Origin of the sequence: Mesorhizobium sp. M7A.F.Ca.US.011.01.1.1, from assembly GCF_003998295.1 — a bacterium.
Classification (GTDB): Bacteria; Pseudomonadota; Alphaproteobacteria; order Rhizobiales; family Rhizobiaceae; genus Mesorhizobium.
In genome coordinates this window covers 1-11,208 of record NZ_RZRT01000101.1, presented here as the reverse complement: position 1 = coordinate 11,208, position 11,208 = coordinate 1, and the positions used below count along the sequence as shown (strand labels likewise).

9 protein-coding genes are annotated in these 11,208 nt (G+C 62.5%); 8 read left to right on the top strand and 1 reads right to left on the bottom strand.

What is annotated here, in order from left to right; all coding sequences use genetic code 11:
- Positions 1–713 precede the first annotated feature (713 nt).
- Positions 714–1,631, bottom strand: coding sequence for a LysR substrate-binding domain-containing protein (locus tag EOA13_RS35565; protein ID WP_127297838.1), 918 nt, complete (start codon positions 1,629–1,631; stop codon positions 714–716).
- Positions 1,632–1,754: 123 nt separating this feature from the next.
- Here EOA13_RS35565 and EOA13_RS35560 point away from each other — a divergent pair, with 123 nt between their 5' ends.
- From EOA13_RS35560 to EOA13_RS35525, 8 genes are all read left to right on the top strand, one after another.
- A complete protein-coding gene (locus tag EOA13_RS35560; protein WP_127297837.1) occupies positions 1,755–2,795 on the top strand; it encodes an aromatic ring-hydroxylating dioxygenase subunit alpha in 1,041 nt (346 codons plus the stop codon).
- Positions 2,792–3,919 carry a 2Fe-2S iron-sulfur cluster-binding protein gene (locus tag EOA13_RS35555; protein WP_127297836.1) on the top strand — a complete coding sequence of 376 codons (1,128 nt, stop codon included), beginning with the start codon at positions 2,792–2,794 and terminating at the stop codon, positions 3,917–3,919. The genes EOA13_RS35560 and EOA13_RS35555 overlap by 4 nt, the downstream gene beginning before the upstream one ends.
- Positions 3,920–3,965: 46 nt before the next feature.
- Complete coding sequence (gene hisC, locus EOA13_RS35550; protein WP_127297835.1) at positions 3,966–5,087, top strand: histidinol-phosphate transaminase; 1,122 nt, start codon at positions 3,966–3,968, stop codon at positions 5,085–5,087.
- Positions 5,084–6,610: an FAD-binding oxidoreductase gene (locus tag EOA13_RS35545; protein WP_127297834.1), complete on the top strand. Its 1,527-nt coding sequence runs from the start codon at positions 5,084–5,086 to the stop codon at positions 6,608–6,610. Before hisC ends, EOA13_RS35545 begins: the two co-directional genes overlap by 4 nt.
- Positions 6,611–6,632: 22 nt before the next feature.
- The gene (locus tag EOA13_RS39495) at positions 6,633–8,648 is read left to right on the top strand and encodes a DUF2817 domain-containing protein (protein ID WP_127297833.1); all 2,016 of its coding nucleotides are present in this window, start codon (positions 6,633–6,635) and stop codon (positions 8,646–8,648) included.
- Between the two features lie 72 nt (positions 8,649–8,720).
- A complete protein-coding gene (locus EOA13_RS35535; protein WP_127297832.1) occupies positions 8,721–9,518 on the top strand; it encodes a transporter substrate-binding domain-containing protein in 798 nt (265 codons plus the stop codon).
- A gap of 76 nt (positions 9,519–9,594) precedes the next feature.
- Positions 9,595–10,302, top strand: coding sequence for an ABC transporter permease subunit (locus tag EOA13_RS35530; RefSeq protein ID WP_127297831.1), 708 nt, complete (start codon positions 9,595–9,597; stop codon positions 10,300–10,302).
- Between the two features lie 4 nt (positions 10,303–10,306).
- Complete coding sequence (locus tag EOA13_RS35525; RefSeq protein ID WP_127297830.1) at positions 10,307–11,038, top strand: ABC transporter permease; 732 nt, start codon at positions 10,307–10,309, stop codon at positions 11,036–11,038.
- Positions 11,039–11,208: the final 170 nt, after the last annotated feature.

Here is an 11,208-nt window from a genome sequence, read left to right as displayed (position 1 = left end):
GCCAAGCGAACAGTCGAAACCGTCTGTGACGCCATCGGCCAAATCCTCGGCACCGTCACGTCAACCGAATGCCGAAATTACTTCACAGAGGCAGGCTATGCCCAACCTAAATTCATCCCGCTCTAATGCGGGGAACCTGCCGTTTCGCTCCTAGCCAACGGTCCGCACAATTGACGTCTGGCACGCCCGCCGGAGGTCGTTTTGCATTCGACAGGCGCTGAACGGTGGCGTGCCCCGCCACTGCACAACAGACGCCAAATGTCGGTCCAGTATGCCGTGACCAGCGAATCCAACGCACGGCAGCCTTGCCCGCCAATTCCCGAGCTTCCACCGGTCACGCCGGCCCGACCGCGAATAGATGCCGGCTGGCCCGGTGGAGAGCTCGGTCCAGCGCGCGCTCTCTCGTCCAATGATCGGCCCAACACCGCGAAGAAAATGGTTGCACGCCCTGGCAAGTGGGCGACGTGGCTGTCGGCTCGCCATTCATCTTCCTTGGCAGGACATCATCCCTGCCTTCGCCGCTATCAACCCGCACGCGACAGCCCCAAAGCTCATGGGGTGGTCCTTCGGTCTACCAGCGTCGCTATCTGACTGGCTCACCAAATTGCGCTGGCGATCAAAAGACTGGTCCCAATCGGAAGCGCGAAACACTCGTGCCTTCCATGTTTCATTTTTCGGCTCTATCGCCGCAGCATCTCCAGATCAGTGTTCGACTATCCTGCTAAGGTTGCACCCAGTTGCCTGGAAATCGAAACAATCCAGGCTCGCAACTCAGGACCAAAGGACTTCTCCAGTATAGCCCGATCCCAAGCCAAAAAATAGGGTTCCGGCAGTCTGATCCGCTTGTCGAACGGAGCGACGAGCCTGCCCGACGCGATATCGTCGCCGGCCATCGACAGTTGCGCCAGCACAAAGCCCCTTCCGTTGGCCGCCGCATCAATCGCCGCGCTCGACAGGGAAAAGGCCACTTCGCCGGATGTTCTGCGGTGCACCTCGCCGATGGTTGCGGCCCATTCCGCCCATGTCGGCGGCGAGCGGTGATCGCGGGCCCATTCGATGCTGAGAAGCGGCAGATCGAGAATATCGGCGGGCTTGCCGACCGGATGTTTCGCCAGCAGCGTTGGCGAGCAGGCCGGTACCACCCAGTCTGTGAACAATTCGGTGTAGTGCTCGAAATCACGATATTTCGTGCCGTACGAAATACGGAAGTCGACTTGTTCGGCGCCCAGCCTTGGCTCCGTCTCGGCGCCGACCAGCCGCACGGTCGCGCCTGGGTGGGCAACCTGCCAATCCAGCAATTGCGGTCCGATCCATTTGCTGGCCAAGGACGGCAGGCAGGAGATGGTCAAAGTGTCCGCGGACCGGGCTCGTTCGATGAGATCCTGGGCTTCGCGAATGTGTTCTAAGCCAACGGAAACCGCTGCGTGGTAAACGCGGCCCAGCGCGGTAAGAGCGACACTCCTGCCGCGCCGTTCCAAAAGCCGCGCCTCCAGGGCCTCTTCGGCCTTGCGGATCTGCTGGCTGACCGCGCCGACGGAGACGCCGAGCTCGTTGGCCGCTGCCGTCACGCTGCCACGCCTTCCGAAAGCCTCGAAGGCCTGTATCGCACGAAGTGGGGGCGTCTTCTTCACCTGGGCAACGATCCTGGGGTCAGCTTGATTTAGTTTTTCTAAAATAGAACGCAGATGCAAGCCCTATGTCGTCCCAGGCCCGCAAGATATTGGTTTAAACGTTCACAAGCTCGGGAGGACGCTATGTTTCTTCGAAACTGCTGGTACGTTGCCGCATGGGACCATGAGGTCGCCGACAGGCTGGTGCCAACCCGGATACTTGGCGAGGATATTGTACTCTACCGCCGGACCGATGGCGTGGTGGCGGCGCTTGAAGATGCATGCCCTCACCGCAAGCTGCCGCTGTCCATGGGCCGCATCAAAGGCGACACTGTCGAATGCGGCTATCACGGCCTGACCTTCGACAGCACGGGAACCTGCACACGGGTGCCAGGCGCGGAAAAAATACCACATGTTGCCTGCGTCCGCTCCTATCCGATCGCTGAGCGCTACGGCTTGCTCTGGGTCTGGATGGGCGAGGCGGCAAAGGCCGATCCCGCGCTGATTTTCGCGGTCGACCACTGGGGCGATCCGGCGTGGGGCGTCAATCGCGGCGAGTCCATGGCGCTCGATTGCAACTACCTCTACATGACCGACAACCTGCTCGACCCCTCGCATGTATCGTGGGTCCATCAATCCTCCTTCGGCGGTGTCCAGGCCATGGAGGATGCGCCGCTCGAAACCACCGTGGGCGCTGATGGCGTGACGGTGTGGCGCTGGGTAGTCGATGCCGCGCCGGCTCCCTTCTATGCACCCTTCCTCAAATTCTCCGGCAATTGCGACCGCAAGCAGCACTACGAGGTGCGCTACCCCTCCAACGCCATCATCAAGGCGATCTTCGTGCCGGCCCGCACCGGCGGCGAGGACAAGCCGCTGCACGAGGACGTGTTCCTCATGGACAGCTACAATTTCATGACGCCGGTCGATGAAAACCAGACGAAATACTACTGGTTCCAGATGCGCAATTTCGCCCCCGACGATCTGGAGGTTTCGCGCCAGTTCGCCACCTCCGTGCGCGGCGCCTTTGACGAGGACCGCACCGTGCTCAATGCCGTGCATAAAGGCATGGCCAACAAGCGCACGCCCAATCTCGATCTCAAGATCGATGTCGGACCGCTGCGCTTTCGCCGCAACCTGGCCAAGCTGATCGCCAGCGAGAGCCAGCAATTGGCGGCTGCCGAATGAACGCATTCACCGCTCGCGACACCATCGCAACGAGCGGGTTTCGCGACCTGAAAGTGGTCGCGAAGGTGCGCGAAAGCGCCATCATCACGTCGTTCCATATCGAACCGGTCAATCCACAGGACTGGCGCGACTTCGAGCCGGGCCAGTTCCTGGTGTTCCGGATTCCGGTAACGCGGGAGGCAGCCGGCGAAAGGGGATATGTGCTGCGCAACTACAGCGTCTCCTGTTCCCCCGACAGCACCCGCTACCGGATCAGCGTGAAGCGTGAGGCAGCACCCGCGCCAGGGCTGCCCGACGGGGTAAGCTCGTGCTTCCTGCATGACCGGATCGAGGTCGGCGATGTGCTTCAGGCCGAAGGGCCGCGCGGCGATTTCGTGCTTGACAAGGGCAGCAACCGACCGGTCGTGCTGCTCAGCGGTGGTGTCGGGCTGACGCCGATGGTGTCGATGCTGCATGCGCTGGCTTCGATGCCGGACCGCCGCGCCGTCTTCATCCACGCTTGCGAAAACGGCGGTGTGCATGCCCTGCGTGACGAGGTGACCGGCCTTGTAGCCACACGGCCTAGCCTGAGCGCGCACTACTGCTACCGGTCCCCTTCCGAGCGCGACAAGGCCGAGCAACGCTTCCACAGCGAAGGTGTGATTTCGCGGGACGTGCTGCAGCGCCTGCTGCCGATCGATGACTATGATTTCTATCTCTGTGGTCCACCGCCGTTCATGCAGGCGATCTACGCCATGCTGCGCGAGCTTGGCGTGGCGAAGCATCGCATTGCCTACGAATTCTTCGGCCCGGCGACGGTGCTTGAGCCCGATGTCGTGCGAGCTCCCGCGGTTCCGGCGCAGCCGGCAAGGGTCGAGCCGGCCGGGGAAGCGACAACCGTGGAATTCCGGAAGTCGGGGCTGACGGCCGTCTGGGATAGCTCGGCCGCATCGTTGCTCGACTTCGCCGAGGACCAGGGTCTGTTGCTGGAATTCAGCTGTCGGGCCGGGATCTGCGGCACATGCAAGTCGCGGCTGGTCTCGGGCGACGTCGCCTATTTCGAAGAACCGCTGGACGAGCTTGGGACCGGCGAAGTGCTGCTGTGCTGCTCGAAGCCGCGCGGATCAGTCGTTCTGGATATTTGACAAGTCATAATGCCGCGTGCGGGTGCGGGGAAACGGAAATTGGGATTTGGAACAGTCGGTCAAACCAGCGTCGAGCCTGCCGCTCAATCCATATGTTGCCGCCTTGCCGCCCTACAATGCCGGCATGAACATCGCGATGGCGCGGGCGCTGAGTGGCCGCCACGATATCGCCCGGCTGGCCAGCAACGAGAATCCGCATGGGTGTTCTCCCGCCGTCATGGCCGCATTGGCTTCGTCAGCTTTCGAGCCATGGCGCTATGCTGATCCGGCCTGCACGGCGCTGCGGTCGGCGCTTGGCGAAAAACTGGCGATCGATCCCGGCCTGATCGTTGCCGGCAACGGTTCCGAGGAGATGATCGCCGCCATCTCGCGCGCCGTCCTGGTGCCGGGCGCCTCGGTCGTCACGACGGTGCCGAGCTTCGGACTGCATGAGATAGAGCCGCTGGCGGCCGGTGCCGATGTCGTCAAGATTGCGATGACACCCGAAATGGGGTTCGATCTTGCCGCGCTTGAGACGGCGATCGCCGCCCAGCCTCGGATCGTTTTCATATCCTCGCCTTGGAACCCAGTCGGGCCGGGTCTGGACCACCCCAGCCTGCAGCGGCTGATCGCCACCGTGCGGCCCGGCACGCTTCTTGTCCTGGACGAAGCCTATTTCGAATTCGCCGATCCCGGCGCGCCCGACGGGATCGAGGTCCTGCGCGACACCAGCATCGATTATGTGGTGCTGCGGACATTTTCGAAAGCTTATGGGCTGGCGGGGCTGCGCGTTGGCTATGCTGTCTGTTCCGGCCTCGAACTGGCAAGAGTGATCGCAGCCGCCAAGACGCCGTTCAACGTCAATGCGGCGGCGCAGACCGCCGCCATCGCGGCACTCGCCGACGAAAGCTGGATGAAGGCGTCGGCGGGCCGCGTCAGGGCCGAGCGCGCACGCACCGCCGCCGCACTTGCCGGCCTTGGCTTCGGGGTTGCGCAGTCGCAGACAAACTTCCTTTTTTTCGACTGCAGGAGCGACAGTTCGAGCCTTGCGGCGGGTCTCCTGAAGCAGGGGATCATCGTCAAGGCGTGGCGCGAAGCCGGCTACGAGCACTATCTGCGCGCCACCATCGGCTTGCCGGCCGACAACGACCGGCTGATCACAGGACTTCAGGGATTGGCGGCGCGATGAGCAGCCTCGCGTCTCCCAGCCAAACGACCTGCATCGAGCAAGCGGTGCCGTTGTCGGTTGTCGCCGCGATCCGCGATGTCGTTGGCGCCTCCAATGTGCGGACCGGTGATGATATCGGGGCGATCGAGCTTGGTTCGAACGGGACTGATTGCGGCGCCGGCATCGTCGTTGCGCCTTCATCGACCGGCGAGGTCGCGGCGGTGGTGCGCATTTGCCGCCAGAACGAGATTCCCATGGTGCCGCAGGGCGGGCGGACCGGCCTGGTCGGCGGCAGCGTTTCGCGGCCGGGCGAGATCGTTCTTTCCCTAGCACGCATGAACCGGATCGAGCGGCTCGATCCCGTCGAACGCGTGGCGGTCGTCGGTGCCGGTGTTACCCTCGAAGCTTTGCAGTCTACCGCATTTGAGCACCGGCTGGAGCCCGGTATCGATCTTGCCGCGCGCGGCTCGGCGACGATCGGCGGCATGGTGTCCACCAATGCGGGTGGCGTGATGGCCTTTCGCAACGGGGTCATGCGTCACCGCGTCCTTGGCCTGGAGGCCGTGCTGGCCGACGGATCGGTCTATTCCGATCTGACCCGGGTGGTGAAGAATTCCGCCGGTTACGATCTGAAGCATCTTTTCATCGGTGCCGAGGGCACGCTTGGCATTGTGACCCGCGTGGTCGTCAAGCTCGACCCTTCGCCGCGAGCCACCGCCACCACCCTTTTCGGCCTGCCGTCGGTTGAAGCGGCTCTGCAGACCATTCGCCTGGCGCTTGAATCGGATGCTGGGCATCTGCGCGCGGCGGAAGCGATGTGGACCTCGTATTTCAGCCTGGCCGCCGCCGCGCATGAATGGTCCGAACCGAGCGTGCCGCTCGACCAGCCGCTGTTCCTGCTGCTGTCGCTTGGCGGCGCGCGCGAAGAGGCGTTGCGCGAGGATTTCGAGCGCATCTATTCGGAAGTGATGGAACGCTATCCCGAAGCAACCGGCATCATTGCCGGTTCGCGGCGGCAGGAAGACGACCTGTGGCGGCTGCGCGAGGACACCAGTGTGCTTTATCGCGCCCATCCCGATGCGCCGTCCTTCGACGTGTCGGTGCCGTTGTCGGAAATTCCGGCCTATCTCGGAAGAATCCTGCCCGGGCTCGCCGCGATCGAACCGGGTCTGGCGCCCTATATCTTCGGGCATCTGGCCGATGGGAACCTGCATATCATCCTCAACCGCCAGGGGCCGCTGGCGCCTGACATGGCGGAAGCTGTCGAGGGCGTCCTGTATCAACAACTGCAAGAGATTGGCGGTTCCTTTTCGGCCGAGCACGGTGTTGGGTCGAAACGCATCCATTCCTTGTTGGCGACGGCTGATCCGACGAAGCTCTTCGCGATGGAGCGGGTGAAACGAGCCCTGGACGATCGATCGATCATGAACCCCGACAAGGTGCTTCCCTCCGACGCCTGGTTCGTCCGGTCCTCCAGGCCATTCCTTTCCGGCAAGGAGCGCCGATTGCCACCTCACAACGCGAGCGATCACAACGATGAATAGGCCCACGGTGGAACGACAGGGAATGAACGGATTGACCGCAACCGCCAGCCGTCCCGTGGGATCAACCATGCGCCATGATGAGCCGGCACCAGCCTATGCCTTTGATTTCGCCACCCTGCGTCAGGGATTTCGCGAAGCCGCTGAGCGGGCGGGCGCGGAACTGTCTGACTATGTCCATCCGCTGAACGGCCCGGATGGCGAGACGCTGGCGACGGATGTGGCGCTGCTTGGCCGCCGCGATGCGCGCAAGCTGATCGTGCTCATCTCCGGCACGCATGGTGTCGAGGGGCCGTTCGGCTCGACCTGCCAGACCGCCTGGCTCGGCCAGAAGAACCTGCGGCGCTTACCCAACGATACGGCGATCCTTGCCATCCACCTCATCAATCCCTGGGGCACAGCTTGGTCGCGGCGCGTCAACGAAGACAATGTCGACCTCAACCGCAACTTCGTCGACTGGTCTTCGAGCACTCCGGTCAACAACGGTTATGCCGGCCTGCACGACGCCGTGGCCTATCGCGAATGGGAAGGGCCGGATCGCGTAGCGGCCGACGAGAAGCTCGCCGTGGCGCGCAAGAGGCTTGGGCATGCCGGGCTGGCGGCGATCGTCGAGGCCGGCCAGTATGAGTTCGCCGACGGCATGTTCTACGGCGGTGGCGGCCCGGCCTGGTCGAACCGCACCTTGAACGAAATCCTGAAGACCTTCGCCGGCGCAGCACGCCAGGTCATCGTCTTCGACCTGCATACCGGCGCCGGGCCTTACGCTTATCCGGCTCTGCTTTCTGTGGCGAATTCCGAGCATGACGGCCTTGCCTGGGGCAAATCCATCTTCGGGCCGACGCTGGCGACAGTCCTGACAGGCCAGGGTGCCAAAACCGACACCGGCATCGCAGCAACGGCGACCGGCTATGTTTCCGACGCCGTGCGCAAGGCAATGCCGAATGCGCGTGTGCTGCCACTTGTCGTCGAATGCGGCACGCTGGACGGCCCGGCCGTCATGGAAGCGGTGCAGGCCGACAACTGGCTGCATCAGTTCGGGAAACTCGATTCGCCCCTGGGCAAGCGGATCCGGGACACGCTGCGCGCTGCCTTCATTCCCGATGATCCGGATTGGCGGCGCACCTGCCTGTCCAGCAGCCTGCGCTATTTCGACCGGGCGCTGGCGGACCTGCGGACTGTCGAGGTAACCCAGGACGCGGCCCTCAGCAGGGAACAGACGCCGCCAACAATTCCCGCCGTGGCGGCCGACACGGCGCCCGCCGACGAAGCGAACATCGCCACGCCGGCCGTGCAGATCGACGAGCTTCACAAGAGCTTCGGCTCGCTTCTGGTGTTGAAGGGCGTCAACCTCACCGCCCATGCCGGCGAAGTCATTTCCATGATCGGCTCGTCGGGCTCGGGCAAGAGCACGTTCCTGCGCTGCATCAATCTTCTGGAGCAGCCTGATGGCGGCAAGGTCGCCATCGACGGTGAAGTCATCAAGATGAAGCCGCTGTCGAACGGCCGTCTTGGGCCTGCCGACATGGCGCAGGTCGAACGCATCCGTGCGCGCGTCGGCATGGTTTTCCAGAACTTCAATCTGTGGCCGCACATGACGGTGGTGGAGAACATCATCGAGGCGCCCCGGCACGTGCTGAAGGAGCCCCGCGACAAGGCCGTCGAACATGCGCACGCCTTGTTGAAGAAAGTCGGGCTCGCCGACAAGCACGCCCACTATCCGGGCCAGTTATCAGGCGGCCAACAGCAACGCGCCGCGATCGCGCGCACGCTCGCGATGCGTCCCAAAGTCATCCTCTTCGACGAACCGACTTCGGCGCTCGATCCCGAACTGGTCGGCGAGGTGCTGCGGGTGATCCGTCAACTGGCGGAGGAAGGCAACACCATGATCCTCGTGACACATGAGATGCAGTTCGCGCGCGAGGTCTCCCACAAGGTTCTGTTTCTCCACCAGGGAAAGGTGGAGGAAGAGGGTGCGCCCGCGGAGCTGTTCGGCAGCCCGCGCTCGGAGCGTCTGCGCCAATTCCTGGCACGGACACTGTGAGGGAAGCCCGCATCCTCGAAGCGTCCGGTTCGCACCGGACAACCGCAATGAAGATCAACAAGGGGAACTGACATGAAACTGAAATTCTTGACGCTGCTCGCATGTCTCGCGGGAAGCATGGGAAGCGCATTGGCGGCCGAAGGCGAGTTGTCCATCGGAACGGAAGGCGCCTACCCGCCATGGAGCATGTCCGACGCCAATGGCAACGTCACCGGTTTCGACGCCGATGTCGGCGCGTTGCTGTGCACCAAAGTCGCGGTGACCTGCCATTTCGTCGTGCAGGCGTTCGACGGGTTGATCCCGGCGCTGAAGGCCAAGCGCTTCGACGTCATCATCTCGGGCATGTCGATCACCGCCGATCGCAAGAAGGAGATCAATTTCAGCGTCGGCTATGCCGAACTGGCCAACATGTTCGTCGCGGCCAAGGGTTCTGATCTGGCCGCCATCACCGACGTCGACACGCTGCTGAAGTCGCTCGACGGCAAGAAGGTCGGCGTGCAGGCTGGCACCACCCACGCGCATTTCCTCGAGAAGCGTGCGCCCAATGCCGACCTGAAAACCTACGACACGCTCGACCAGATGCAGATCGACCTGGCGAGCGGCCGTATCGACACGGCTTTCGCCGATCAGTCCGCCTTGCAGGATTTTCTGGACAAGCCCGATGGCAAGAACTTCCAGTTGGTCGGCGTTGAGATCAAGAGCACCTTCGACCCGACGCTTGGTGAAGGCATCGGCGTCGGCATCGCGCAGGAAAACACCGACCTCAAGGCCAAGATCGACAAGGCGCTTTGCGAGCTGATCGCGGACGGCTCGGTCGGCAAGGCAAGCCAAAAATGGTTCAAGACGGACATTTCCCGGTCCTGCAAATAACGCGTTGGAAACCTCGCATGCGCCCGGACCGCCGGGCGCATGCGCTTCATTGGCACGACAGACTAGGGCAACGCAGATGGAATTCGGTCTCTGGCAGGTTTGGGAAGCGGGTTGGGTGACCGCCATCCTGCGTGGCGCGTCGATAACGATCCTTGTGGGTCTTGTCAGCATGGCCGCCGGGTTGGTGATCGGCATTGTCTGCGGCCTGATCAAATGGGCCCGGATATTTCCGCTCTCGCTGCTCGTTGATGCCTATACTTCGCTCGTGCGTGGCGTGCCCGAACTGCTCATCATCTACCTGTTGTTTTTCAGTTCGGTTGAATTCGTGACCAAGGTCGTGACCGCCTTCGGCTATGCCGGTGTCGCGGAGAGCGGCTATGCGTTCGTCATCGCGGTCATCGCCATCGGCGCGATCTCCGGCGCCTATTCGACCGAGGTTGTGCGCGGGGCCCTGGGCGCGATCCCCGATGGGCATATCGAGGCCGCGCGCGCGCTCGGTCTATCGGGCGGGCGGATCTTTCGCCGCATCATCGCGCCGCAGATGCTGCGCATCGCGGTTCCCGGCATCAACAATGTCTGGCAGACCACGATCAAGGACACGGCCCTGGTCTCGGTGGTGGGCCTTCAGGAATTGATGCGCATTTCATTCATTGGCGCCAATTCCACCCGCCACCCGTTCATCTTCTACCTGATTGCGGCTGCCGTTTATCTGGTCATCACGCTTGTAAGCCAGGCCGGTTTCGATGGAATCGAGCGCCTGCTCAGGCTCCGGACAAGAAAGTAGCACGATGGAACTCATCCAACTCGCGGTTCCGGTTTTGCTCAAAGGCCTGGGGATGACGGCGATATTGACGGCCGTTTCGGTGCTGATCGGCTTCAATCTTGGTCTGGGATTGGCGCTGATGCGGCTATCGTCGAACCGCTTCCTGTCGGGCTTCGCCAAATATTACTCCAATGTCTTTCGTGGGACGCCGCTACTGGTGCAGATTTTTCTCTTCTATTACGGGCTCGGCCAGCTTTCCCTGATCAAGGACAACGCGGTTTTGTGGTGGTTGATTAGTGACGGCGCGCGCTGCGCCGTGCTGGCGCTTGCGCTGAACACCGCAGCCTACACGTCCGAGATCCTGCGCGGCGGATTGATGTCGGTTCCGATTGGCCTCGTCGAAGCTGCCCAGGCGTGCGGCATGTCGCGCATGCTGCGGTTCCGGCGCATCGAGTTTCCGCTCGCCATCCGCCAGGCGCTGCCAGCCTATGGCAATGAGCTCATCCTCGTCGTCAAGGGGACCAGCCTTGCCTCGACGATCACGGTGCTCGAGATCACCGGCTACGCCAAGCGGCTGATGAGCCAAACCTTCGCGATCTTCGAAATCTTTGCCATTGCCGGCGTGCTCTACCTCGTGATCAATCTGCTGCTGATCGCGATCATCCGCGCCATAGAGCGTTTTCTCATGCGCCACGAGGCCTCCTCTGGCCGACATTTGACCGGGCCGCAACCAAATCGACGTACCGTGGGTTCGTGACACCCCTGCGAAGATAGAGCGATCCGAAAACCAACTGTCCGCTCTAGAGCGGGATGAATTTAGGTTGGGCATAGCCTGCCTCTGTGAAGTAATTTCGGCATTCGGTTGACGTGACGGTGCCGAGGATTTGGCCGATGGCGTCACAGACGGTTTCGACTGTTCGCTTGGCA

What these genes read in the sequence shown, in the direction of transcription:
- EOA13_RS35560 (WP_127297837.1), top strand. Translation starts at nt 1,755, where the DNA reads ATGTTTCTTCGAAACTGCTGGTACGTTGCCGCATGGGACCATGAGGTC.
- EOA13_RS35555 (WP_127297836.1), top strand. Translation starts at nt 2,792, where the DNA reads ATGAACGCATTCACCGCTCGCGACACCATCGCAACGAGCGGGTTTCGC.
- EOA13_RS35545 (WP_127297834.1), top strand. Translation starts at nt 5,084, where the DNA reads ATGAGCAGCCTCGCGTCTCCCAGCCAAACGACCTGCATCGAGCAAGCG.
- EOA13_RS39495 (WP_127297833.1), top strand. Translation starts at nt 6,633, where the DNA reads ATGAACGGATTGACCGCAACCGCCAGCCGTCCCGTGGGATCAACCATG.
- EOA13_RS35535 (WP_127297832.1), top strand. Translation starts at nt 8,721, where the DNA reads ATGAAACTGAAATTCTTGACGCTGCTCGCATGTCTCGCGGGAAGCATG.
- EOA13_RS35530 (WP_127297831.1), top strand. Translation starts at nt 9,595, where the DNA reads ATGGAATTCGGTCTCTGGCAGGTTTGGGAAGCGGGTTGGGTGACCGCC.
- EOA13_RS35525 (WP_127297830.1), top strand. Translation starts at nt 10,307, where the DNA reads ATGGAACTCATCCAACTCGCGGTTCCGGTTTTGCTCAAAGGCCTGGGG.